Raw genomic sequence first — 24,195 nt, forward strand, 5'->3', positions numbered from 1 at the left:
GTCGCGGGCCCGGACGGGCGTGGATCAGGCGGGCAGGTGCTTCTCGACGGCGGCCACGAGCTCCGGGGCGTCGGGCTCGGTCTGCGGCGAGAAACGGGCCACCACGTCACCCGCGGGGCTGACCAGGAACTTCTCGAAGTTCCAGCGGATGTCGCCGGTGTGGCCCTCCGCGTCCGCCGTGCCGACGAGCCTGCCGTACAGCGGGTGCCGGTCGCCGCCGTTGACGTCGACCTTCTCCGTCATGGGGAACGTCACGCCGTACGTCGCCGAGCAGAACTCCGCGATCTCCTCGGAGGTGCCGGGCTCCTGGCCCATGAACTGGTTGCAGGGCACGCCGAGGACGCTGAACCCGCGCGCCGCGTACTGCTCGTGGAGCCGCTCCAGGCCCGCGTACTGCGGGGTGAGACCGCACTTGGAGGCGACGTTGACGACCAGGACGGCCTTGCCCTCGTACTGGCGCAGGTCGGCGGGGCCACCCTGCAGGGCGCCGATTTCTTCTTCGTAGACAGACATAGTGACCGAGCCTACGCCTCGCGGTGCAGTCTGCCGCGGGCGACCAGCTCGACCGTGAGGGCCACGGCGACCGCCTGGACCGCCATCAGGGCGATCAGCACGAACAGCTGTACGGCGCCGGCGAGGACCGGGGACGCGCCGCCGAGCAGCATGCCGACGAACGCGCCGGGAAGGGTGACCAGGCCGACCGTGCGGGTCTGGTCGAGGCCGGGGAGCAGCGCGTCCGACGCGGCCGGGCGGATCACCTCCAGGCGGGCGTCGCGGTCGGCGAGGCCCAGGGCGATGCCGGCCTCGAACTCGCCGAGCCGGGTGCGCAGTTCGTCCAGGGAGCGGCGCCCCGCCAGGACGGTCGCGGTGAGCGCCCCGCCGATCAGGATGCCCGCCACGGGGATCATGGCGACGCCCCGTACGGGAACGAGACCGGCCAGGGCCAGCCCGGTGACCACCGGAACGACCGGGCCCGCGATCGGCAGCACCGTCCACCACCATGTGCCGTTCGGAGTGAGGCGCCGCCCCGCGGTCCGGACGGCGACCGCGCACATCAGGAGCAGGAACGCGAACAGCGCCGGCGTGTGGTGCACCACCCAGCCGATCACCAGGGAGACCACCGCCAGTTGGGCGCCCGCGCGGACCCCGGCGACCAGGATCTCGCGGGCCCGGCCGCGCGAGCCGTCCGGGGTGAGCCGGAAGACGGCGGCCGTCGTCGCCGCGGCCAGCAGCAGCACGAGCAGCGCCACGGCGAGCGCGGTGTTGACCGGCAGAAGGGCCTGGGCGGCGAGGTTGCGCACGGGCACACCCTAGATCGCCCTGCCGGAGCGCTCGACCTGTAACGATGGGTGGGTAAGACGTGCAGCGACAGAAGGGCTGGAGTCATGGCGCAGCAGGTGCGGGGCGTGATCGCACGCGCGAAGGGCGAGCCGGTGCGGATCGAGACGATCACCGTCCCGGATCCGGGGCCGGGAGAGGCCGTGGTGAAGATCCAGGCGTGCGGCGTCTGCCACACCGACCTGCACTACCGGGAGGGCGGCATCAACGACGACTTCCCGTTCCTGCTCGGGCACGAGGCCGCGGGCGTCGTGGAGTCGGTCGGCGACGGCGTCACCGAGGTCGCCCCCGGCGACTTCGTGATCCTCAACTGGCGAGCGGTGTGCGGCCAGTGCCGGGCGTGTCTGCGGGGCCGCCCCCAGTACTGCTTCGACACGCACAACGCGCGGCAGAAGATGACCCTCGCGGACGGCACCGAGCTCTCGCCCGCGCTCGGCATCGGCGCCTTCGCCGAAAAGACCCTCGTCGCCGCGGGGCAGTGCACCAAGGTCGACCCGGACGCCTCGCCGGCCGCGGCCGGGCTCCTCGGCTGCGGCGTGATGGCGGGCATCGGCGCCGCCATCAACACGGGCAACGTGGGCCGCGGCGACTCGGTCGCCGTCATCGGCTGCGGAGGCGTCGGCAACGCCGCGGTGGTGGGCGCCCGGCTCGCGGGCGCCGCCCGGATCATCGCCGTGGACATCGACGACAAGAAGCTCCGGACGGCGAAGGAGCTGGGCGCCACGCACACGGTCAACTCCCGCTCCGCCGACCCCGTCGAGGCCGTGCGCGAGCTGACCGGCGGCAATGGCGCCGATGTCGTCATCGAGGCCGTCGGCCGCCCGGAAACGTACGAGCAGGCCTTCTACGCCCGCGACCTGGCGGGCACGGTCGTCCTGGTCGGGGTGCCGACCCCGGACATGAAGATCGAGCTGCCGCTGCTCGACGTCTTCGGGCGCGGCGGCGCGCTCAAGTCGAGCTGGTACGGGGACTGCCTGCCCTCGCGCGACTTCCCGATGCTCATCGACCTCTACCGGCAGGGCCGCCTGGACCTGGACGCGTTCGTCACGGAGACCATCGCCCTGGAGGACGTGGAGAAGGCCTTCGAGCGCATGCACCACGGCGACGTGCTCCGTTCGGTGGTGGTGTTCTGATGGCGGCCGGGACCACGTCGGGCGGACAGGCGCCGCGCATCGACCACCTGGTCACCTCCGGCACGTTCTCGCTGGACGGCGGCACCTGGGACGTCGACAACAACGTCTGGATCGTCGGGGACGACAGCGAGTGCCTCGTCATCGACGCCGCGCACGACGCGGACGCCATCGCGGAGGCGGTGGGGGAGCGCCGGCTCGTCGCGATCGTGTGTACGCACGCCCACGACGACCACGTCGACGCGGCCCCCGCGCTTGCCGACCGCACGGGCGCGCCCATCCTGCTGCACCCGGCCGACACGGAACTGTGGAAGCTGACGCATCCCGACCGTGCCCCGGACGGTGAGCTGCACGACGGCCAGGAACTGGCCGTCGCGGGCACGGTCCTGAAGGTCCTGCACACGCCCGGCCACTGCCGCGGCGCGGTCAGCCTGCACGCCCCGGGCCTCGGCACCGTCTTCACCGGCGACACGCTCTTCGCCGGCGGGCCGGGCGCGACGGGCCGTTCCTTCAGCGACTTCCCGACGATCGTGGAGTCCATCAAGGAGCGGCTGCTGACCCTGCCGCCGGCGACGGTGGTGCGCACCGGGCACGGCGACAGCACCACGGTCGGCGCCGAGGCACCGCACCTGGAGGAGTGGATCGCCCGCGGGCACTGACCGTTGGTCCGCTCTTCGACGTACATCGCATGGCCTCGCGTGGTTCGCCGCGCGGGGCCATGCGCCGTACCGGCCCGCGTACTGGCCCTGTTCCGCGATCTCGGATAAGTTAGGCAAGGCTTACCTAATGGAGGTTGGGAATGGGTGTCCGTCACAGCAGCACGACCGTGCCCTCAGCGGCGGCACGAGCTCGTTCAGTGCTCGCCACCGCATGGTCCTGCGCGGTGACCACGGAGATCGGCAGGGACGAACTCGTGGGCGCGCACAGCGTCACGGAGGACGGCAGGATCAGGCTGTCGCCGCCCGAGGACAGCGCGCTCGCCGCCGCTCTCATCTGCGCGCCACGCGGCGAACCGTCCACCCTGGTCGAGTTCGCCGACGTCGCGCCGGTGCCGCTGAGGGACCGGATCCGCGCGCGGCTGTGGCTGTCCGGGTCGCTGTCGTACGACGGAGAGGAGCTCATCTTCGAACCGACCTGCGCCGTCCTGCACGACTCCACCGGAGAGCGCCAGGGCATCGAGCTCGACGAACTCGCCCTGTCCGTGCCCGACCCCCTCGCCGAGGCGGAGTCGCGCCTGCTCACCCACCTCGCCGACGCCCACCCGGACGCCGTGGAGCAGCTGACCCGCCTCATCGGCCCGGACAGCCTGCAGGGCGTGGTCCGGGTCCGTCCGCTCGCCATCGACATGCACGGCATCTGCCTGCGCCTCGAACGCGCCCGCGGCCAGGCCGACGTGCGTCTGCCGTTCCATCAGGTAGTGGAGGACGTCACCCAGGTGACGGAGTGCATGCACGCGCTCCTGATGAAGGCGCGCCTCTCAGCCACGCGGCGCGGCCGGCCCGTCGGGGGCTGACCCCATCGCCCGCAGGGCCACCACAAGGACCCCGATGTCGTCCAGGAAGATCGGATCCGGCAACAGATCGGTGGGCAGGACGAGATAGGCGATCGCGGCCCAGAAGACCCACTGCCGCTCGACGGGAAGCCCGGCTCTGCGCAGCGCGCGCCGGGCCCGGACGAGACGGACGAGCAGTACCACCGCGACAACGAGCGTCGCGGCGACCAGAACGGCTGCGCCGACGAGAAGTGCGGTCAGATCCGTGCTCATAACCCCGTACGTTAACCATGTGCAGGCCCCGCGTCCCACGGGGATGACGACGGGATGGCTCAAGCCGATACCCACACGGCCCGCCCCGTCTCAGGCGCCCCGCGCGCCCGTCGCGCCCGTCGGCCGGTGCGCCTGGCCGACGCGGGGTTCGTCAGGCCGTAGGGGGAGCTGCGTCGTCGGGCGCGCCCACTTCGCAGGCGCGGCGCCGTACTTCGGGGTCCGGGTCGCGGGTGAGGGCGCGCACCGCCTCCCGGGCGGCCGGTGAGCGCAGCCCGTCCTCGGTGAGGAAGGTGTAGGGCACCTCACGGCGTACGCGGGGGTCCGGGTGGTCGGTGTGCAGAAGCCCGACGGCCGCTCGGCCGGGGTGATCGTACCCGGAGAGCGCCTCCAGCACCTTGGCCAGCAGCGCCCCGTCCGTCTCCTCGGTGGCCCAGGCGATCAGGAGCTCACTGTCCTGCTTCGTGTGACGGGGGCTGCCGGTGACGACGAACGACTTCCGCCGCAGGTGGTCGGCGACGAACCGGCGGTGTGCCGTTCCGGGGTGGTGGCGGTGGGCCACGACGGCCTCCCGGGTCTCGTCGCTGGGCCGGTCGACGAGGGTCCAGCAGACCGCCGACCAGTCGACGTGATCCTCGTCGGGTGTGCGGACCGCCCGGGCGATGAGTTCGTCCACGGGCGTCAGCATGCGAAAGGCCCACTCGAGCGAGGTGAGGATGGCGCCGTGCCCGGCGCGTACGGCGCATCCGCCGAGCGTGACCCGGTCGACCCAGTCGTAGGCGTCGTCCATGACCCGCTCCGTGACGGCGGGCCCCACCGCGCCGGTCCTGCGCCGCAGTTCTGCGACCGCTCCCGTCTCGTACCAGTGACGGGCCAGCGCGACGAGCCGCGCGCGGTCCGGCGCCGACAGTCGCAGTCGCGGTTCGCGGCCCAGCACGGCGGCGACGACGGCCGGGGAGCCGCCGTCGACGGCCCGCCACAGAGCGGAGGTTCCGTCCGGCAACGGCCGATCAGGGTCGGCTCCCGCTTCCACCAGCGCTTCGGCGACCGCCGGGTCGTGGCCCGCCACCGGCAGACACAGCACCGGCAACCCGTCCGCGGTCCTCGTGTCGGGATCGGCGCCCGAGTCCAGCAGACGCCGCACCGCGTCGGCATCCCCGGCCCGCACCGCGGCGACGAGCCGCGTGTCGAGTCTTTCGTCGAGTCTCATGTCGCCCATACGGCTGCCCCCTGGATCAGAGGGCCACCGTACGCGCGCGACGGGGCGGCGGTGGGACCGCGGTGATCCCCCGCGCGGACGTCACCCTTCGCCCCCGCGGCTAGCGGACAGGTCGCGCATCATCGCCATCAGGAGGTCGTGCGTCTCGGCGTCGGCCGCCGCCACGAGACCCTGGCCTCCCTCGCCGACGGGAAGCCCGTCGATTCCGGTGACGACGCAGCCCGCGGCCCGGCACAGGGCGATGCCGGCGGCGAAGTGCACGCTCCCCGAGAGGTCGCCGCCGTCCGTGACGTACGCGGCGCGCCTGCCGCCCGCGACCCACGCCAGGGCCAGCGTGGTCGACACGACGCGCGGCCGGAACCGTGCCACGAACTCGGGGTGGGCCAGCAGGTCCACGCCCCGGAAGCCGGGCGCGCCCGGAAACGGCGGGTCCAGATTGACGTCGACCAGCCGGGTGTCGGCGGAGGGGGCCAACGGGGCCTCGACGCCTTCGTGCCGTACCCGGGCGGTCGCGCCGTCGGTGAAGAAGACCTCGCCGCCGAACGGGTCGGCCACCGCGGCGGGACCGTCGCGCAGGGCCACGTTGACGGCCACGAGCATGTTGCCGACGGCGTAGTTCAAAGTGCCGCACAAGGGGTCGACCAGCCACTGGCGTGCGGCGTCGGCGCCACCCCGCTGTCCGCCTTCCTCGCCGAGCACCCCGTCGTCGGGGCGGGCGGCACGGATGACGTCGAGGATCGCCTTTTCGGCCGCCACGTCCGCGGCGGTGGCGAAGTCGCCGGCGCCCTTGTCGATGCGGGCGAGTCGCCGGCCGTACAGGGAACGCACCACCTCGGCGCCCGCGCGTGCCCCGGCCGTCGCCACGTCGGTGTCCCCTGACGCCGCGAGTGCCGCCGATGTCGCGTGTGCCGCCACTGAGTTGATCACGTCGGGCAGGATAGCGACCCGAACTCGGGCCCCGGCCAGGGGATGTGACGTTTGGGTGGCCTGCCGTGCAGCTCTGGGGCGGTTGGTGGAGCTCTGTGGGACATTTGTGGGAGATCTCATGATCACCGAGGGGTGCGGTCCGCGGTCGCAGAGGCTTTAATCACGCCATGACCGAAACGAATGGACTGCTGGCCGGCAAGGCCGTCATGATCACGGGTGCGTCGAGCGGAATCGGTGAGGCGGCCGCCCGGCTGTTCGCCGCCGAGGGGGCGGCGGTCCTGCTGATGGCACGCCGCGGGGACACGCTGAACCGCATCGCCCAGGAGATAAACGACGCGGGCGGCAAGGCGGCGGTCAGCGTGGGCGACGTCTCGGTCGCCGAGGACGTCCAGCGTGCCGTCGACGCGACGCGCGAACACTTCGGCGCCCTGGACGCGGCGTTCAACAACGCGGGTTACGCGGGCCAGGACCTGCAGCCGCTGCACAAGCTCGACCAGCAGACCTTCGACCGCACGATGGACATCAACGTCCGCGGCACCTGGAACTGTCTGCGCTCTCAGATCCCGGTGATGCTGGAGGCCGGCAAGGGCGCGATCGTCAACACGGCCAGCACGGCGGCCATGGTGGCCACCGGCGCCCCGGTGCCGTACGTCGCCGCGAAGCACGCCGTGCTCGGCATGACCAGGGCCGCCGCGGCCGAGTACGCCGCGCACGACATCCGCATCAACACGCTCGTCGTGGGCACCACGCGCACGGAGATGATCAGTGAGGTCGTCGAGGCGCGGCCGGAGCTCGAAGAGGCCTTCGTCGCCCGGCAGATGCAGAAGCGGATGGCCGAGCCGGTGGAGATCGCCCAGGCGGCCCTGTGGCTGTGCAGCGACCGCGCGACGTTCACGACCGGTACGGCGCTGGCCGTGGACGGCGGGTTGACGTCCAACTGAGAGGTGGCGTGGGCGTGGGGGCGGTGGGTCGGGGAGCGCAGGGGCAAGGCACCGCGCGGGTCCCCGTCCTGCCGCCCTCCGTCATGTGCCCTGCCGGGCGGGGTGTTGTGCCCGGGGCGGCGGCAGGTCATCGCGATGCGCGGTCCGCGGCGTACGAACGCGGTAGATGTGATCTCCCCCTGGTTGCAAGGGACTTCACGAGACAGGCGTTCGACCGTCTGCGATCATGGCGCCTGGTGTCCTAGGGCGTATGACCGAACGGGGGCAGGGTGCCGGCATTTGATGACTTCCCGGCGCTGTTCAGGGCCGCTGACGCGAACTCGCTCAGAGGCCAGCGGCGCTATCTGATCGCGACCCGGTGTCAGCTGGCGGCGCTGATAGCCGCCGCCGCCCTGGGCGTCTTCACCTGGAAGACCGGCGGGGCCGACATCGCGGCCGCTCTGTCGGTGGTGGCGTTCTGCGCGGCCGTCGTCAGCGAGGTGTATCTGCTCAAGGAGCGGCCCGACCGCGTCTGGTACGAGGGACGTGCGGTCGCCGAGTCCGCCAAGACCCTGACCTGGCGCTACATGGTCGGCGGTGGCCCTCTGGGCAAGGAGGAGACGGACGCCGACGCCGCCGCGGATCTGCTCCTCGCCCGCTTCACGGAGATCGAGCGCGACGTGGAGGCCGCCTGGCTGATCCCTGACCAGGGCGCCCCGGAACAGATCACACAGGACATGATCCGCATCCGGGAACTCCCCCTGGAGCAGCGCCGCGAGATCTACCTGAGGGAGCGGATCGAGCAGCAGCGGGAGTGGTACACGGCCAAGTCCCGCTGGAACGAGGGCAGGAGCACCGCGTGGGCCCTCACGCTCACCGTCCTGGAACTGCTCGGCGTCTGCGCGGGGGTGGCGAAGGTGACGGGGGTCGTCGACATCGACCTCCTCGGCGTGATCGCGGCCTTGGCGGCGGGCGGTACGGCCTGGGTGCAGACCAAACAGCACAAGACGCTCGCCACGGCCTACGCCGTCGCCCGGCACGAGCTGGCGGCCGTCGCCTTCCGCGCCCGCCGGCCCGTATCGGAACAGGAATGGGCCACTTTCGTGGCAAGCGCCGAGGACGCCGTGTCGCGTGAGCACACGCTGTGGCGCGCCTCCCACATGTGAGGGGCAGCCGATGCCGCGGATCAAGTCCCGTGACGGGTCCCGTTACGACGCGTTCCTCTCCTACAGCCACGCGGCCCAGGGGGAGTTGGCGCCCGCCGTGCAGAAGGCGCTCAGCCGACTGGCCAAACCATGGCACCGGCCCCGCGCCCTACGGGTCTTCCACGACCAGGTCTCCCTCGAGGCCGGCCCGGACCTGTGGGCGGCCATCGAGTCCAAGCTGGCCCACAGCGACTACCTGATCCTGCTCGCCTCACCGCAGTCGGCCCGCTCGCCCTGGGTGCGCAAAGAACTCGCGTACTGGAAACAGCACTGCTCCGCCGCGCGCCTCCTGATCATCCTGGCCGACGGCGAACTGCACTGGGACCACTCGACAGGCGACTTCGACCCGGTACGTTCCACGGCACTCCCCGCCGAACTGCTCGGATGGTTCACGGCCGAACCCCTGTGGGTCGACCTCACCTGGATCGAACCCGGCACCCGGCTGTCCCTGCAGCACGGCAGGTTCCGCCAGTGCATCGGCACCGTCGCGGCAGCCGTGCACGGCATGAGCAAGGATGAACTCGACAGCGAGGAGGTACGCCAGCACGAGCGGAGCGTCGTCGTGCGACGCACGCTGATCGTCGGCCTCACCGTCTCACTGATGGCGTCGCTCGTCTTCGGGACCCTGGCCCAGGTGCGCGGAAACGACGCGGAACGGCGGGGCAAGGAGGCGAACCTGCAGCGGCGCGAGGCCACGATGCGCGCGCTCCTCGCCGAATCGCGCAACCTGCTGACGAAGGACCCGCGCACCGCGGTGCGGCTGAGCCTGACCGCCGACCGGCTCAGCCCGAACAAGGACACCCGCGCGGCCCTCGTGAACGCGCTGAGCACCACCCCCTACAGCAGCGGATCGACCGGCAGCGACAAGCGCGGCCTGCTCGTCAGGAAACTCAACGCCGACGCCACCGTGCTGGCCAACGCGGGCAACGGCAGGATCAACCTCTGGGACGTCTCCCACCCCGGTACGCGCCGACTGCTGCACCGGATGACGTCACCCCCGGGAGACGTCACGGACGTCGCGTTCAGCCGGGACGGCACCTTGCTGTTCGCGGCGGCCACGAAGGGGCACGAACTGTGGGACATCTCCGACCCGAAGCGGCCGCGCCGCAGGGCAGCCCTGCCGGGAGCCGCCGGCCTGAGTGCCGGTGGCTTCGGGGACCACGACCGGCGGCTGGTCACCGTACTCGAAGGCAAGGACAGCACGGGCCGGATGGATCTGTGGGACATCCACGCGCCCGACCGGCCGCGTCGGCTGGGCTCGGCGACGAAGCTCTTCGACACCAGCCAGGTGCGGATGAGCCCGGACGGAAGAACCGTGGTCAGCGCCACCTCGAAGGTCTCCTTGAGCGAGGAGGACACCGGCAGGACAACCGTCCACCACACCTCGGGAATGACCGTCTGGGACACGACGGACCCCGCCCGGCCGCGCCGACTCGGCCGCAATGACATCTGGGACGGCGCCCTGGAGTTCAGCCCCGACGGGTCCACCCTCATCAGCGGCCAGCGACGCAAAGCCTTCCTGTGGCGGATCCGCCCCTCCCGCACCCCACACCTGCTGGGCACCGTCGGCGGTCACAAGGGCAACCTGCGGGCGGCCGCGTTCGGGCCCGACGGCCGGTCGGCGGCGACTCTGGACGACGCGGGTGTCATCGTCCGGTGGGACCTGGCCGAACCGGACGAGCCCCGTTCGCAGCGACTGCCCGACAGCGAACTGAGCTTCGGCGAGACCATCGCCTTCACCGCAGGCGGTGGGCACGTCCTGGCGGTCGACAGCAGCGATGCGGCGGTCACCTGGAACGTGGCTCCGCGCCGCCCGCTCTGGCAACGCGCCCACGTGCGTGCGGCTCCGTACAGCGTCAACACCGTGGTCGTGTCGCCCGATGGACGGACGGCTGCCACGGGAGCCGAACACGGCGTGCTGGTGTGGGACATCTCCGCGCCCGAACGTCCCCGGCGGCTGGCGGAGCTGCGCGGCTTCACCACCGCCGTCCAGAAGATCGCCTTCTCCGCGGACGGCCGGTACCTGGCCGCCGGCGACCATGACAGCCGGCTGATCGTCTGGGACGCGGCGAAGCGGAGCAGCCCCCGCAGGACAGCCGTGGTCCGTACCGGCGGCAGCCTCCAGTCACTCGAGTTCAGCCCCCGCGACGGCCTGCTCGCCGGCGCCGGAGGCGGCGCCGCCCTGACGAAATCCCCCATGGAGGGATGGGCCACCGTGTGGACCGTCAAGGGCGGCAGGGCCCACACCTTGGTCTCGTACAAGTTGAAGGCCGCCGTGGGCTGGGTGGGCGACGGGGTGTCCTTCAATTCCGACGGCACCCTGCTCGCCCTCCCCGGCGCCGGCACGAGGTTCGTCGACCTGAGGAACCCGGCACGCCCTGTCTTCGTGGCCAAGGAGCCCGGCATCGATCCGCTGGCCCCATCGGCCGTCAAGTTCAGCCGGAAGGGCCATCTCATCTCCGACGGCAGGAGCATCCACACCGTGCGGGGGCGCTCCGTCGGGGACGAGCGTGTCGCGCTGCCCGACCTGCCGCGTCGCACCGGCGGTTGGGCCTTCCATCCGGGCGCCGACCTGCTGGCCATGGCGGACGACGCCGGTACTGCGGTCATCTGGGACATCGGAGACCTGAGCCGTCCCGCCGTCGCGGCGCGGCTGCCCCAGTTCGACGAGAGCATCGACGACGTGGCGTTCACGGAGGACGGCGACACGCTGGTCACCGTGGGAGGCGACGGCCAGTTGCGGCTGTGGGGTCTGGGCGATCTCCCCGCCGCGACTGCCTCCCCCCAGCGGCTGGCCTGCGACGTCAGCGGAGGGGGCCTGGATGCCGACGAGTGGGCCAGATATGTGCCCGGCATCCCGTATCAGAGGATCTGCGCCTGACCGGGTGGCACAGGGGTGCTCAGAGCGGCAGCGCGCACACCGCGACCGGTGCCGCGAACGGCTTGCCCGCGAGGCGCAGTTCGCCGCTGGTCGCGTCGACGTGGAACACGCTCACCGAGCTCGACTTCTGGTTCGCCGTGAACAGCAGCTGTTGCGACGGGGAGAACGCGAGCTGGCGGGGGAAGTCCCCGGAGACGGAGACCGTGTCCAGGAGCCGCAGCCGCGCGCCGTCCCCCTCGATCGCGTATCGCGTGACGCTGTTGTGCCCCCGGTTGGCGAGGAACGCGAAGCGCCCTTCGCGGGTCACCACGATCTGGGCCGGGTAGCTGGTGCCCTCGCCGGTCCCGGTCGACTGCGGTTCGCCCGGGGTGAGGCGGCCGGTGGCGGGGTCGTACGCGCAGATGACGACGGTGTTGTCCAACTCGTTGGCGAGATACGCGCACCGCCCCGAGGGGTGGAAGGTGAGGTGGCGCGGGCCCGCACCCGGTCGCAGGCTCGCGTACGAGACCTGGTGGAGCGTGCCCGCCTTCTCGTCGAGCCGGTACGTGTAGACGGTGTCGTTGCCGAGGTCGACCGCGAGGACGTGGCGGCCGTCCGGGGACGTGCTGATCTGGTGCGCGTGCGGGCCGTCCTGCCCCGGGCCCGGCGGCGGTGCGGAGTGCGTGACCAGGTCGGTGCGCTCGCCCAGCGCGCCGGACTCCGTGATGGGGTGGACGGCCACGCTGCCGGAGCCGTAGTTGGCGCTGAGCAGCCAGCGTCCGCCGGGGTGCACCGAGAGGTGGCAGGGGCCGGCGCCGTCCGTGTCCCGGGCGCCGAGGATCTCGGGCGCACCGGTGGCGGAGAGCGCGACGGCGGTGACGCCGCCCTTCTCGCGCTCGTCGACGGCGTAGAGGGTACGGCCCGAGGGGTGCACCGCCAGGTAGGAGGGGTCGGGGACACCGGTGAGCGTGCCGGTGGCGGTGATACGGCCGGTCGCGTCGTCGTACGTCGCCAGGCCGATGCCCCGGCCGCCGCCCTCCTGCGAGGTGTACGTGCCCAGGAACAACTGCCCCTTGCTGCGCGGCTGGTGACGCGACCGGCCGGTGGAGGAGGCCGCGGTGCTGCGGGTCCGGTCGGGCCGCAACTGTTCCGGCGGGGCCGGTGAGCCGCAGGCCGAGACGGAGGACAGCGCGCCCGTGGCGGCCGCGCCCAGCAGCCCTCCGACGAACCGCCGCCGCCCGGGACCGCTCCCGGCTCCCGTGTCCGACCCTGCTCCGCTGTTCATACCTGCACCTCGTGCGTCGATGGTGACGGATGTGGCAGACACAGTGTCGCGTACATGAGGCGACGGACAAGGGGGACGAGGCTGTCGTGTCCGGTGAGGCCGGGGTGGGTCGACGGAGGTGGCCACGACGAGCCGCGGAGGCGGTGAGGGCGCCGCGGCCCTACGTCGCCTAGTCCCCGCCGCCTCCGTCTCCACCCCCGTCGCCGCCCCCGTCTCCTCCGCCGTCCCCGCCGTCGCCCCCGTCGGAGCCCCAGCCGTCCGCGCCGCCCGGTTCGTTGTCGTCGCCGCCGTTGCCCAGATTGCTGAACCAGGGGCGGTCCCACGCGTCGTCGGAGGCGACCGGTTCGCCGGCGTCCGGCTGCGGGCGCCGCCTCCGGAAGCGGGCCGTGCCCGTGTTGTTGCCGAGGCCGAAGGCCACCGCGAAGGCCTGGGCCATGACGGCGTCGAGCGGGTCCGGGCTCTCGTAGCGCACGGGCGACAGGGGGAGCAGCACCGTGTCGGGGTCGAGGTCGGGGCGGCGCGGCGGTCGCTCCAGCAGGGCGACCCGCCGGTCGTCCCGCAGCAGCCAGGAGCTCGTGCCGTCCTCCCGCCGGAGCTCCCAGACTCCCTGGGGGAGCTGTATCCGCGCGTATCGCTTGGACTTGCGCGTCGTCCGCTTCAGGACCAGGGCGGCCGGCACATCCCCGACCGTCATCCGCAGCCCCTGCCCCTGGTCGGCGGAGCTGCTCAGCAAGCCGTGCGGGGCACGTATCCGTACGACGGGAGCGCCCGGCCCCCACACATCCACGCGCACCAGCCGGCGGTCCACCGCCACGGTCACGGGCCCGGCGGGCCCGTCGGCGCGGCGGCGGGCCATCCACAACGGCACGCCTTCCGCCCGCGCCTGCTCGGCGAGGGCGGTCAACCGGCCGGCGCCGCCGCTGTGCCGCACCGCCAACGAGCCCAGCTCCCGTGTGAATTCGGCCGCCCGGCGCACCTTTACGGGAACGGCGGTGCCCGTGACCCGCGTGACCGGGACGATGCCGCTGCCCTGGGGCAGCCGTTCCAGGGCGCGTTCCGAACCGCCGCCGCCGAGCCAGTGGCCGCGCAGGAACGCCTCGGCCATGGCCGGCAGGTTCAACTCACCGAGCGGCGTCACCTTGCCGCCGCGTCCCAGCGCTTCCTCCGTCAGCTCGACGGTCCGCGCCAGCGGATTCCACGACTGCTCCTTGTAGAGCGCCTGGCTCATGCGTCCCCCGTGTTCGTGCGGTACAGCGACCGACCTTATCGACCTTCAGGACGCGCTCGAACACCGTCCGGTTTCGGCATGCTCGGGCCACTGTGGATACCCGGCGCTCGGGGCTGATTTCGGCCATACGAGGGCGCGTGGGCCGCTGGGCCGACCACTGAGAGCGATGACCCTTATACGGTGTGCGAGCGATTCATGTCGACTGCACGCACACGTACGAGGAGTTGCCGAGTGGACCACAACCGTGTGATCCGGATCCGTACCGTCCTGGCCGCGCTGGGAGTGGCCGGCGCCATGGCGGCCGCGCCCGCCGCGAGCGCCTCGGCTCCTGCCGCGCCGACCTCCGCCGTGCCCGCGCCCCCGGTGGGCGCGGCCGCCGCGCACGCACCCTGCACAGGGGAGTTCCACGGCGACTCGCGGCTCGGCCCGGCCTGGCTCCCCAGGTCGGGGCAGCGTCCCGTGGGACCGCTCCTGAAGCACTGGAAGCGGACCGGCAAGCTGTCGCCGAAGGCCTTTTTGAAGAAGTACTGGGAGGGCCCCGCGGACACCGGCAGCTGGAAGTACCCGCCCAACGACGGGTTCGGGTCCGTCAACGGCGAGGTCGACAAGCACCCCGAGCGTCTGCGGCGCGGCGAGCGGCTCGACCGCTTCGGCTCCGAGTACGGGGGGTACCTCGCGCCCGCCGGAGACTCCTACGCCGCGCGCGCTCTGCCCCCGCAGAACCTCAACACCCGCGACGCCGCCTTCACCTGCGACTACCACGTCTACAAGGTGACCAAGCCGTTCCGCGTCTGGCAGGGCAGCATCGCCCCCTGGTTCGCCCAGCCCGGCGGCGGCCGGCAGATCAAGCTGGACCCGACCTTCCTGAACCCCGGCGAGGGACAGCGCCTCAACGTGAAGTGGCTGCTGGACCACGGCTACCTCAAGGCCGTCCGCGCCCCTGTGAACTGATACGCGAGCCGGGCGAGAGCCCGGAGCAACGGAGAGCGGCCCGTGGACCTCCGAGAACTGGCTATGGCACTGCGCGACGCCCACGTCGCCGACGGCTACTACTGGATCGAGGGCGTCCACGAACCGGCGCCCACACCTCCCGACTTCGTCTATCTGCGCAAGGCCGAAGGAGGGGCGTGGGAGGTCGGTACGTACGAGCGGGGCGCCCACCACCCCCTCGCACGGCACGACGACGAGGCGGCGGCCTGCGACCAAATGCTCCGTCAGCTCGTGTAACGCGCAGGACTCGCACCACGCGCGTATGAGGAGGAATCCGGGTGTGGCCCAGGGGCCCAGGGGCCCAGGGGTCCAGGATTGACCCTCACGTCACGTCAGGCTGCAGGCTGAGCGTCGACGAAAGGCGAGGTCCATGAGTTACACCGTCGGTCAGGTCGCCGGCTTCGCGGGCATCACCGTCCGCACCCTGCACCACTACGACCGTGCCGGGCTCCTCACGCCCGGCGAGCGCAGCCCCGGCGGCTACCGCCTCTACGGCGACGCCGATCTGGCCCGGCTGCAACAGATCCTCTTCTACCGCGAACTCGGCTTCGCCCTCGACGAGATAGCCGAGCTCCTGACCGACCCTCAGGCCGACGCCCTCACCCGGCTCAAGGCGAGACACCGGTCGCTCCGCGAGCAGATCGGCAAGCTGGAGCGGCTCGTGGAGGTGGCCGAACGGGCCATGGAGGTGCAGCGGACCGGGGTGCGCCTCAGCCCCGAGGAACGGTTCGAGGTGTTCGGTGAGATCACCTTCGACCTGAGTCACGCCACCGAGGCCGAGTTGAAGTGGCGGGACAGCGCGGGCCATCGGACGGCCATGGCGAGCGCCGCCGCGCACTCCAAGGAGGACTGGGCCCGGCTCATGGGCGAGGCCGCACGGTGGCGCGAAGAACTGCTCGCGGCCTTCGACGCCGGGGAGGCGGCAGAGGGTGAACGGGCCCGGGACCTGGCCGAAGCTCACCGGCAGCACATCGCCCGGTGGTTCACGCCCTGCCCGCCCGACATGCATCGGCGCATCGCGGACGACTTCGCGGACGACCCGCGGGCCTTCGCCCTGGTCGTGCCGCCACCCCAGCAGCGCCCGGGGCTCGCCGCGTATCTCCGTACCGCCGTACACGCCAACGCGGAGAACCGGTCGGCACGTGAAGCGCGTGGAGTGAGCTCGCACGCTCGACCTGAACCTGAGGTCAACCCTCACGCTGAAGCTGAGGTCGAGACCTGCGATCCGGCCGGGGCCGCGCCGAGCGCTGCGGGCGACCCCGGCCCGGACCTCGGCCCCGTACCCGCGTCCAGCCCCGGAGGAAGACGATGACCCGGATCCTGATCGCCGCAGCCGGCTCGTACGGTGACGTCGCCCCCTACACCGGACTCGGCGTCCGGCTCCGCGAGGCCGGATACGACGTCGCGCTCGCCACCCACGACACCTTCGCGCCGCTCGTCGAGGCCGCGGGCCTGAGGTTCCGCGAGCTGCCGGCCAACACACAGGCCGAGCGACGCGCCGAGAGCCGCAAGGAGCTGATGCGAGCCGCGGCGGACTTCGTCCGCGGGCTCGGCGGCGGTCTCGTCGACGCGGCCGTGCGGGGCGCCGACCTGCTGGTGCTCTCCACGACCACCGCGCCGCTCGGCTGGCAGCTGGCCGAGGCGATGAGCGTCCCCACACTGGGGGCCTACCTCCAGCCGGCGCACCCCACCCGGGCCTTCCCGCCCGTGGTCGGCGGCGCGCGCTCGCTCGGAGGCCTCGGCAACCGTGCTCTTGGGAGTTTCTCGCTGCGCATGGTCGACCGCGTGTACGCCGACGCGATATGCGACCTGCGCGCCCGCCTCTCGCTGCCCGCCGCCGCGCCGGGCACGGTCCGCGCCCGACAGGAGCGGGCGGGGTGGCCGGTGCTGCACGGGTTCAGCCCGGCCGTGGTGCCCCGGCCCGCGGACTGGCGCCCCGGCCTCGACGTCGTCGGCAACTGGTGGCCCCACCACGGCCGGGAGACCGCACTGCCGCCGGAACTCGACGCCTTTCTGCGGGCGGGGCCGCCCCCGGTCTTCATCGGCTTCGGCAGCATGGCGGGCGGGGAGGGCGCACGGCTGAGCGAGATCGCGGTGTCGGCCCTGCGCGCGGCCGGGCTGCGGGGCGTGCTGCAGGCGGGACGGGCGGGTCTCTCGGCGTCCGGCGTCGACGTCCTGACGGTCGGTGAGGTGCCGCACGCTCTGCTCTTCCCCGAGGTCGCGGCCGTGGTGCACCACGCGGGCGCGGGCACTTCGGCGGCGGCGCTGCGCGCGGGCGCACCGGCCGTCCCCGTCCCGGTCACGGCGGACCAGCCCTTCTGGGCGGCCCGTCTCGCCGCACTCGGCGCGGCGACCGCCCCCATCCCCTTCAAGGACCTGACCGCGCCCCGTCTCGCGGAGGCCCTCGGCCACGCGGTCCGGGACGAGACGTACGCGCGCTCCGCCGGACCCGGACGTATCGCCCGCGCCATGGCCGCCGAGGACGGCGCCGGGCACGTGCTGAAGGCGATCGAGCGGCTGACCTAGAGCCTCACACCGAGGCCGAGCGGCACCTTCCTGGCCGAGGACGAGCCGCGCTGTCCGGGCGAGAGCGCTTCGGCGCCGTCTCACTCGGCAGGAACGCCGACCGTCTCCGGCGCCGCCCATTGCTTGCCCCGCGGCAGCAGCAGCGGGGTGGCCAGCAGGAGGAGCCCGGCGACGGCGATGGCCGTACGCGGTCCCGTGAGTCCGGCGAGCAGTCCCCACAGGCCGGTCATGGCCGCGACGGTGGCCTTGCTGCTGACCGACCAGGTGGACAGCGTCCGGGCGACCCGGTCCGTCGGGGTCCGCGCGAGCCGGTAGGTGGCGTACACCGGATTGAAGACGCCCATGCTGGTGATGAGCCCGAGTTCCAGCACGACGACGAGTGCGAGCCCGGCAGGCCCGGGGCCGACGAACGCGAGCCCGACGGACCAGCACGCGCGCAGCGTGCCGGCGGTGAGCATGACCGTCCGCTGCCCGAACCGGGTGACCAGGGGCCGGGACAGTCGTGAGCCGATGAGACCGCCCACGCAGGGCAGCGCGAACGCGAGGCCGTACTGCCACGGCGCGAAGCCGAGCGGGCCGAGCATGAGGACGGCGAGCGGCGGCGATGCCGCCATGATGAGGCCGCTGACCAGGACGGTGTTGAAGAACAGCGGACGCAGCGCGGCGTCGGCGAGGATGAACCGCCAGCCGTCGAGCAGGTCACCGGCACGGAGCCGGGACGCCTCGCCGGTGCGTACCGGGCGCGGCTCGTCGCGGTCCGTCGGGCCGATCGCGCGGAGCCCCAGGGCCGAGAGGAGATAGCTGACGGCATCGGCCACCACCGTCATGAGGGGTCCGAACAGGCCGACCGCCGCCCCGCCGAGCGGCGGCCCCAGCATGGTCGTGGTCCAGGTCGTCGACTCCAGCCGGCCGTTGGCGGCCAGCAGATCCTCCGGCGGTACGAGGGCCTTGAGATACGCCCCGCTCGCCGCGCCGAACGTGATGTCGGCCGCTGCTACCACCACCGAGACGATCAGGAGCTGGGTGAAGCCCAGCAGGTCGAGCGCGTACGCGGCGGGCACGCTCAACAGCGCCGCGCACCGGACCAGGTCCATCGCCACCATCACCGGCCGCTTGCGGCGCCGCTCCACCCACGGCCCGAGCGACACCGCTGCCGCCGCCCCCACCGCGAGACCCGCGGAGGCGAGCAGCGCGACCTGAGCAGTGCCCGCGTCCAGCACCAGGATCGCGATCATGGCGAACGCGTCGAACGCGAGCCGCGTCCCGAACGAGCTGACCGCGTACGCCGCCCAGAGCCACCCGAACCGCCGCCCGAGGCCCCGCCTCCCCGTCATGCCTCGCCGCTCCCCGCACATCTCACCGGACGACCCCGTGCCGCCGGGAGACATCCAAGCGGGCGACCGACCTGCGGATCAAACAACCGTTCCGCCCGCACGCCACAACCGCCGGTTGTGGCATGGGGGCGGAGGTCCGCCGGAGTGCGCGTCCGACCGCCAGGTCCGCCGCACGTGGACCTGGCTAAGGTGGTGGGCATGGATCTCGACGCCGTGCGCGCCTTCGTCGCGGCCGCGGACGCCGGCCAGTTCCAGGGCGCCGCCGCGGACCTCGCGATCACCCAGCAGGCCGTGTCGAAGCGCGTCGCCGGGCTGGAGAAGGAGCTGGCGGTACGGCTGTTCACGCGCGCCTCGCGCGGTGTCGCGCTCACCATCGACGGACAGGCCTTCCTGCCCCACGCCCGCGACCTCCTCCAGGCCGAGGAGCGCGCCGCCGCCTCCGTACAGCCCGGCAGCCGCGCGCTGCGCGTCGACGTGATCGGCCGCAGGCTCGCACCGGCCGACCTGCTGCGCGACTTCCACCGCGCGCATCCCGAGACCCCGCTCGACGTCGTGACGCTCTTCGACGCCGACGCGGCCGTCACCGCAGTCAAGGCCGGCTCCATCGACGCCGCCTTCCGCGCCGTCACCCGGCCGGTGCGCCACCTGCCCGACGGCATCGAGGCCGAGCGGGTCCACGACGAGCCCATCCAGCTCCTCACCGGACCACGGCACGCCCTCGCCGGTGCCCGCGCGGTCACCCCCGACCGACTGGCCGGGCACCGCATCTGGATGCCCGGCATCGTCAGCGGGACCGAATGGGCGGCCTACTACGAGGCGCTCGCCGACGCGTTCGGGCTCACCATCGAGGCGACCGGACCGGACTTCGGCACCGAGCCGCTCCTCGACACCATCGCCGAGTCCCCGGGCCTCGCCACCCTGGTCGGGCGGCAGACCCGCCTCGCCTGGCCCGCCGACGACGACCTGCGCCGCATCGTGCTGCACGACCCGACCCCGGTCTACCCGCACTCCCTGATCCGGCGCGCCGACAACCCGCATCCCGCGCTGACGGCGCTCCGCCGCCATCTCGGCGCCGCCAGGGCAGCCGCCGACGGAGCGGGGACCTGGACGCCCGCGTGGGCGCGGTGATCACCCGGAAGCACGCCGCCCCGCCCCACCGCTGCCCCCCCCGCCTACCGTTCGACGACCGTCTCTCCGCCCACCACGACGACCTCGGCCACGGTCCCGGGAATCTCCTCGGGGCGTACCCGCAGAATGTCCCGGGAGAGCACGACGAAGTCGGCAAGCTTGCCGACGGTCAGTGAACCGCGCTCGCCCTCAAGGAAGTTGGCGTACGCGGAGCCCATCGTGTAGCCGTGCACGGCGGTCGCCACGTCCAGGGTCTCGCCGGGCTGCCAGGGGGCGCCGCCGCCGAGCGGGCGGCGCGTGACGGCGGTGTAGATGCCCGCCATCGGGTCCATCTCGGCGACGTTCCAGTCGCTGGACAGGGCGAGGACGGCCCCCGCCTCGTGGAGGCTGCGCATCGGCCAGGCCTTGTGCCAGCGGTCGGCGCCGATGTTCTCCGCCCAGTCCTTGCCGGGGCCCGCGATCTCGGGAGCGCAGTGCCGGGGCTGCATACAGGCGACGACGCCCAGGCCGGCGAAGCGCGGGGTGTCCCGCGGGTCCAGGCACTCGACGTGGACGACCTGGTGGCGGGCGTCGCGCGGCCCGTTCACGGAGCGGGCCTGCTCCACCGCGTCCAGGACGGTGCGGATGCCCCGGTCGCCCGTCGCGTGGACGAAGCACTGGAAGCCGCGGGCGTCCAGCTTCGTCAGGAGCTCCGCGAACTCCTCGGCCGGATAGAAGGTGTCGCCCCGGTGGCGCCCGCACCCGGCGTACGGCTCCAGGAGCGCGGCCGTACGCGGCTCCACGACGTCGTCGATGTACAGCTTCAGCGGGCCCACCCGCAGCCGCTCGTCGGCGAACCGGTCCGCGGCCTCGGCGAAGTCGTCCAGCTCCGCGTCGGTGGTGCCGCGCGGATGGAAGAGGGCGGCGACGATCCGCGAGCGCAGCCGCCCCTCGGCGCGGGCCCGCTCGAAGAGGGCCAGGTCGTCCAGGGAGTTCTGCGGCTCGACCACCGTGGTGATGCCGAAGCCGATCGCGTCGTCCAGGCTCTTGGCGAGACGCCCGTACTGGCGGTCGGGCGAGGCCCACGGAACGCCCAGCGCGCGCAGCGCCCGGTGTCCGTCCCGGCTCAGGCCCCGCACCGCGAAGTCCTTGACGAAGCCGGTGGGCTCGCCGGTGGCCGGATCGGTCTCCGCCCGCCCGAACGGCAGCGTCGTGTGGTCGCGGTCGACGCCGAGGCGGCGCAGGGCGGCCGTGTTCAGCCAGGCGGTGTGCACGTCGTAGCTCAGGACGAACGCGGGGGTGTCGCCGGTGACCGGGTCGAGGTCGGTGGCGCGGGGCATACGGCCGCCGGGGATCGCGGAGTAGTCGAAGGCCTCCGCCTCGATCCACGGGGCGTCGGGGTGGTCGGCGCGCCAGGCGCGGATCCTGGCGTGGATCTCGTCGAGGCTGCCGGCGCCGGCGAGTTGCACACAGGCGTCGTCGGAGCCGAGCCGGACGTGGTTGTGGGCGTCGATGAACCCGGGCAGGACGAGCCGCCCGCGCCCGTCGACGACGCGGGTGGCGGGTCCCGTCCACGCCTCGGCCTCCGCGTCGGGGCCCAGCCACAGGATCCGGCCGTCCCGGACCGCGAGCGCCTCGGCGGTGGGCAGATCCGGGTCGACGGTGTGGATGCGGGCGTTGCGCAGGACCAAGTCGGCGGGGGAGGGGGCGACGGAGGTGGTGGTGCGGGGCATGAGGGGCGAGCTCCTGGGCTGGTGCGGGTGGTTCGTGTCGTACGGGAAGGGAGGGGTTCGGGTCGTACGGGAAAGTAGGTAGGGGCCGGGGGCGCGGGTGACGTCACACAGTCATCGCGGCCGGTACCGAGCGGCGGGCCAGGCCCCAGTAGGCGAGCCCGGAGACGACCGAGCCGAGCAGGGTGAGGTCGCCCCCGCCGAGCGGCGCCACCAGCGGACCCGTCCAGAGCTCGGAGTCGCAGGTCAGCGCGGCGAAGAGCATGCCGAGGGCGAGCGCGGCCATCCCGGCGGGATGGAAACCGGCGCGGTACCAGTACGCGCCCTCCCGCCCCCGCGTGTGCAGCGCGTCGGTGTCGTAGTGGCAGCGGCGCAGCAGCATGTCGGCGAGGAACACCCCGCCCCAGGGCGCGAACACGATGATCAGCAGGGAGAGGAAGCTGAGCAGCGACTCGGTGAAGTCCGTCAGGAACAGGGCGCCCAGCGAGCCCAGCGCCGTCACGGCGACGCTGATGACGATGGCCTTGGCCCGGCTCCACGGGATGCCGAGGACCTGAAGGTTGAGGCTGGAGGAGTACAGGGTGAGGATCGAGTTGGTCACCGAACCGCCGAGCACCAGAACCAGGAACACCGGCCGGAACCAGCCCGGCAGAAGTCCCTCCACCCCGGCGACCGCGTCCGTCATGTCGGCCTGGCTCGCGGCGGCGGCCCCGGCCACGCCGAGCGCGACGGACGAGACGAACCCGCCGAGCGCCCCGGCCACCGTGATCGACCGCAGTGAGGTCTCCGGCGGCAGATAGCGCGTGTAGTCGGCGGGCATCGGCAGATACGAGAAGGGGCCCGCCAGCATCACGACGAAGGCGAGCGTCCACCCGGAGAAGTCCGCCCCGCCCCCGGCGCCGGCCGCGCCGAGGTCGGCGTCCGGCAGGAGCAGGAGCAGCAGGACGCCGAAGCCCGCCGCGAGGACGTAGGCCATCCACCGCTCGGCGAGCTGCACCGTGGCGTGGCCCCACATGGCGACGGCGAAGGTCATGGCGAGGGTCCCCGCGAGGGCGAGGGCCCGCGCGGTGTCCCCGCCGCCGAGGCCGAGGTCGGCGAGGAGTGCCTCCAGGGCGAGTGTGCCCACGACCGTGTTGACGACGGTGTAGCCGATCGAGACGACCCAGTTGAGCAGGCCGGCGGGGAAGTTCCCGCGCATGCCGAAGGCGGCCCGCGAGATCACCAGGGTGGCGGTGCCGGTGCGCACGCCGCTGAGGCCGGCCGCGCTGATGGCGAAGAAGGAGAGGCCGCCGATGACGACGACGGCCGTGGCCTGCCAGAAGCTGAGGCCGAAGGAGACGGCGAGGGCGCCGTTGATGACGTAGGTGAAGGTCAGGTTGGAGCCGAACCAGAGCCAGAACAGGTCCTTGGCGCTGCCGTGCCGGTCCGCCGCGGGGATCGGGTCGATGCCGTGCGTCTCGACCCGGAACACCTCGTCGCTGGTGACTCCCGTGCCCATCCCGGCGGACACCGGGGCTTGTTGCGCCATGCGGGACCTCGCTCTCCGGCATCCAGACTTTGAATGCCGTTCTATGACTTAGAACGGCATTCAAAGTGCGGCACGTCCCCCGGTGCCGTCAAGACCCCGGCCGAAATCGGTTCGCGGCGGCGCGGGGATAGGGTCGTCGCACAGGGAGAGGCGGGAGCACACACGTGGCACGACGGCGGGACGGCCAGGTCGCGCGGGACCGGATGCTGGACGAGGCGATGACGGCGATCGCGGAGAACGGCCTCGCCGCACTCACCATGTCGGCGCTCGCCGACCGTCTCGGCACCAGCGGCGGCCACATCCTGTACTACTTCGGCAGCAAGGACCGGCTGTTCCTGGAGGCGCTGCGCTGGAGCGAGGCGGCGCTCACCGAGGAGCGGCGCGCGCTGCTCGCCGGGCGGTCGGCGCCGGCCCGCAAGCTGGAGCGCTTTCTCCGCCTGTATCTGCCGACGGGGCCGCGCGATCCCCGCTGGATGCTGTGGATCGAACTCTGGGCGCGCGCCGGGGCCAACGCATCGCTGCGTGCCGCCCAGGAGGAACTCGACCGGGGCTGGCAGGAGGACCTGACGGTGCTCCTGGCCCAGGGCGTGGCCGCGGACGTCTTCGCGCCCGGCGCGGGCGCGGACCGCGCGGGTGAACTCCTCGCGCTCCTCGACGGGTTGAGCACGCGCGTGGTCCTCGGCCAGCGGGACGCGGACCGCGCCCGGGCCCTCGCGTCCGCGCGGTCCGCGGCGGCCCGACTACTGGGGCAGGCGGCCGAAGGGGCGGACGGACCCTAGGGCATGTCCGCAAAGTGGTGGTGCCGTTGGTCTGGGTGTGGTGCGTCGTCGTGAGCTGACTGATGAGTCGTGGGCGGTGATCGAGCCGTTGCTGGCTGCGCCGCGGATGGGCCGGCCGGTGCGGGACCGCCGCCAGGTGGTCAACGGCATCTTGTGGAAACTTCGGACGCTCCCGCGGCGGACTGACCACGAAGATCCACCTGGCCTGCGACGGCCAGGGCCGGCCACTCGCCTTCACCCGGACCGCCGGGAACGTCAACCGTCGTGTTCGGGGCATCGAGCTGGGTCACGTGCACCGTGCCGGGCGACACCGTCGAGGTGCTCGAC

At 72.7% G+C, this 24,195-nt stretch carries 22 protein-coding genes and 2 pseudogenes; 14 read left to right on the forward strand and 10 right to left on the reverse strand.

From position 1 onward, the window contains the following. Positions 1-24: 24 nt before the first annotated feature. Together ACZ6B8_RS25955 and ACZ6B8_RS25960 are read right to left on the reverse strand one after the other, a co-directional pair. Positions 25-513, reverse strand: a complete 489-nt coding sequence (locus ACZ6B8_RS25955) for a glutathione peroxidase (protein WP_471071108.1) — start codon at positions 511-513, stop codon at positions 25-27. A gap of 11 nt (positions 514-524) precedes the next feature. Next, positions 525-1,301 carry an ABC transporter permease gene (locus ACZ6B8_RS25960; protein WP_471608822.1) on the reverse strand — a complete coding sequence of 259 codons (777 nt, stop codon included), beginning with the start codon at positions 1,299-1,301 and terminating at the stop codon, positions 525-527. A gap of 84 nt (positions 1,302-1,385) precedes the next feature. Between ACZ6B8_RS25960 and ACZ6B8_RS25965 the strand changes: the two genes are divergently transcribed. The 3 genes from ACZ6B8_RS25965 (at position 1,386) to ACZ6B8_RS25975 (ending at position 3,981) form a co-directional block, all read left to right on the forward strand. Next, positions 1,386-2,471 (forward strand): S-(hydroxymethyl)mycothiol dehydrogenase, encoded by a 1,086-nt coding sequence (locus ACZ6B8_RS25965; RefSeq protein ID WP_471608823.1) that lies wholly within the window; start codon positions 1,386-1,388, stop codon positions 2,469-2,471. Continuing rightward, positions 2,471-3,127 (forward strand): MBL fold metallo-hydrolase, encoded by a 657-nt coding sequence (locus ACZ6B8_RS25970; RefSeq protein ID WP_471071100.1) that lies wholly within the window; start codon positions 2,471-2,473, stop codon positions 3,125-3,127. The genes ACZ6B8_RS25965 and ACZ6B8_RS25970 overlap by 1 nt, the downstream gene beginning before the upstream one ends. A gap of 140 nt (positions 3,128-3,267) precedes the next feature. Then, positions 3,268-3,981, forward strand: coding sequence for a DUF2470 domain-containing protein (locus ACZ6B8_RS25975; protein WP_471071097.1), 714 nt, complete (start codon positions 3,268-3,270; stop codon positions 3,979-3,981). On the opposite strand, the gene ACZ6B8_RS25980 is transcribed toward ACZ6B8_RS25975, so the two are convergent. From ACZ6B8_RS25980 to ACZ6B8_RS25990, 3 genes are all read right to left on the reverse strand, one after another. Then, positions 3,946-4,233: a DUF1232 domain-containing protein gene (locus ACZ6B8_RS25980; RefSeq protein WP_471071095.1), complete on the reverse strand. Its 288-nt coding sequence runs from the start codon at positions 4,231-4,233 to the stop codon at positions 3,946-3,948. The two genes, ACZ6B8_RS25975 and ACZ6B8_RS25980, sit on opposite strands and share 36 nt — an antisense overlap. Positions 4,234-4,384: 151 nt before the next feature. Then, complete coding sequence (locus tag ACZ6B8_RS25985) at positions 4,385-5,440, reverse strand: ankyrin repeat domain-containing protein (protein ID WP_471608824.1); 1,056 nt, start codon at positions 5,438-5,440, stop codon at positions 4,385-4,387. A 90-nt stretch (positions 5,441-5,530) separates the two neighbouring features. Beyond that, positions 5,531-6,376, reverse strand: a complete 846-nt coding sequence (locus ACZ6B8_RS25990) for an inositol monophosphatase family protein (RefSeq protein ID WP_471071088.1) — start codon at positions 6,374-6,376, stop codon at positions 5,531-5,533. Between the two features lie 167 nt (positions 6,377-6,543). Between ACZ6B8_RS25990 and ACZ6B8_RS25995 the strand changes: the two genes are divergently transcribed. From ACZ6B8_RS25995 to ACZ6B8_RS26005, 3 genes are all read left to right on the forward strand, one after another. Next, the gene (locus tag ACZ6B8_RS25995) at positions 6,544-7,317 is read left to right on the forward strand and encodes an SDR family NAD(P)-dependent oxidoreductase (RefSeq protein ID WP_471071085.1); all 774 of its coding nucleotides are present in this window, start codon (positions 6,544-6,546) and stop codon (positions 7,315-7,317) included. Positions 7,318-7,586: 269 nt separating this feature from the next. Beyond that, a complete protein-coding gene (locus tag ACZ6B8_RS26000) occupies positions 7,587-8,462 on the forward strand; it encodes a DUF4231 domain-containing protein (protein ID WP_471071082.1) in 876 nt (291 codons plus the stop codon). A 10-nt stretch (positions 8,463-8,472) separates the two neighbouring features. Continuing rightward, on the forward strand, positions 8,473-11,382 hold the full coding sequence (locus ACZ6B8_RS26005; RefSeq protein WP_471608825.1) for a TIR domain-containing protein: 2,910 nt from the start codon (positions 8,473-8,475) through the stop codon (positions 11,380-11,382). 19 nt (positions 11,383-11,401) lie between these two features. Here ACZ6B8_RS26005 and ACZ6B8_RS26010 read toward each other — a convergent pair whose 3' ends face one another. Both ACZ6B8_RS26010 and ACZ6B8_RS26015 read right to left on the reverse strand, forming a co-directional pair. Beyond that, positions 11,402-12,646 (reverse strand): lactonase family protein, encoded by a 1,245-nt coding sequence (locus ACZ6B8_RS26010; protein ID WP_471608826.1) that lies wholly within the window; start codon positions 12,644-12,646, stop codon positions 11,402-11,404. Between the two features lie 169 nt (positions 12,647-12,815). Then, the gene (locus ACZ6B8_RS26015) at positions 12,816-13,874 is read right to left on the reverse strand and encodes a hypothetical protein (RefSeq protein WP_471071073.1); all 1,059 of its coding nucleotides are present in this window, start codon (positions 13,872-13,874) and stop codon (positions 12,816-12,818) included. A gap of 294 nt (positions 13,875-14,168) precedes the next feature. Here ACZ6B8_RS26015 and ACZ6B8_RS26020 point away from each other — a divergent pair, with 294 nt between their 5' ends. The 4 genes from ACZ6B8_RS26020 to ACZ6B8_RS26035 all read left to right on the forward strand — a co-directional run bounded on the left by ACZ6B8_RS26020 (position 14,169) and on the right by ACZ6B8_RS26035 (position 17,390). Beyond that, positions 14,169-14,825, forward strand: coding sequence for a TNT domain-containing protein (locus ACZ6B8_RS26020; protein ID WP_471608925.1), 657 nt, complete (start codon positions 14,169-14,171; stop codon positions 14,823-14,825). 42 nt (positions 14,826-14,867) lie between these two features. Beyond that, positions 14,868-15,101: a hypothetical protein gene (locus ACZ6B8_RS26025; protein ID WP_471608827.1), complete on the forward strand. Its 234-nt coding sequence runs from the start codon at positions 14,868-14,870 to the stop codon at positions 15,099-15,101. A 133-nt stretch (positions 15,102-15,234) separates the two neighbouring features. Beyond that, entirely contained in the window at positions 15,235-16,176 is a 942-nt protein-coding gene (locus tag ACZ6B8_RS26030) for a MerR family transcriptional regulator (protein WP_471608828.1), read from the forward strand. Next, positions 16,173-17,390 carry a glycosyltransferase gene (locus tag ACZ6B8_RS26035; protein WP_471608829.1) on the forward strand — a complete coding sequence of 406 codons (1,218 nt, stop codon included), beginning with the start codon at positions 16,173-16,175 and terminating at the stop codon, positions 17,388-17,390. Before ACZ6B8_RS26030 ends, ACZ6B8_RS26035 begins: the two co-directional genes overlap by 4 nt. A gap of 80 nt (positions 17,391-17,470) precedes the next feature. On the opposite strand, the gene ACZ6B8_RS26040 is transcribed toward ACZ6B8_RS26035, so the two are convergent. Next, positions 17,471-18,724: an MFS transporter gene (locus ACZ6B8_RS26040; RefSeq protein ID WP_471608830.1), complete on the reverse strand. Its 1,254-nt coding sequence runs from the start codon at positions 18,722-18,724 to the stop codon at positions 17,471-17,473. A 198-nt stretch (positions 18,725-18,922) separates the two neighbouring features. Here ACZ6B8_RS26040 and ACZ6B8_RS26045 point away from each other — a divergent pair, with 198 nt between their 5' ends. Then, a complete protein-coding gene (locus ACZ6B8_RS26045; RefSeq protein ID WP_471608831.1) occupies positions 18,923-19,852 on the forward strand; it encodes a LysR family transcriptional regulator in 930 nt (309 codons plus the stop codon). 44 nt (positions 19,853-19,896) lie between these two features. On the opposite strand, the gene ACZ6B8_RS26050 is transcribed toward ACZ6B8_RS26045, so the two are convergent. Both ACZ6B8_RS26050 and ACZ6B8_RS26055 read right to left on the reverse strand, forming a co-directional pair. After that, entirely contained in the window at positions 19,897-21,564 is a 1,668-nt protein-coding gene (locus tag ACZ6B8_RS26050) for an amidohydrolase (protein ID WP_471608832.1), read from the reverse strand. Positions 21,565-21,667: 103 nt separating this feature from the next. Beyond that, positions 21,668-23,089 carry a purine-cytosine permease family protein gene (locus tag ACZ6B8_RS26055; RefSeq protein ID WP_471608833.1) on the reverse strand — a complete coding sequence of 474 codons (1,422 nt, stop codon included), beginning with the start codon at positions 23,087-23,089 and terminating at the stop codon, positions 21,668-21,670. Positions 23,090-23,292: 203 nt separating this feature from the next. Between ACZ6B8_RS26055 and ACZ6B8_RS26060 the strand changes: the two genes are divergently transcribed. The 3 genes and pseudogenes from ACZ6B8_RS26060 to ACZ6B8_RS26070 all read left to right on the forward strand — a co-directional run. Beyond that, positions 23,293-23,868, forward strand: coding sequence for a TetR/AcrR family transcriptional regulator (locus tag ACZ6B8_RS26060; RefSeq protein ID WP_471608926.1), 576 nt, complete (start codon positions 23,293-23,295; stop codon positions 23,866-23,868). A 37-nt stretch (positions 23,869-23,905) separates the two neighbouring features. After that, positions 23,906-24,037, forward strand: a pseudogene (locus ACZ6B8_RS26065) (transposase); the annotation flags it as partial. Then, positions 24,033-24,119 (forward strand): annotated as a pseudogene (locus tag ACZ6B8_RS26070) (IS5/IS1182 family transposase); the annotation flags it as partial. The pseudogenes ACZ6B8_RS26065 and ACZ6B8_RS26070, both read left to right, overlap by 5 nt. Between the last annotated feature and the right edge of the window lie 76 nt (positions 24,120-24,195).

The sequence above is a fragment of the Streptomyces sp. NPDC041122 genome, from assembly GCF_055592445.1.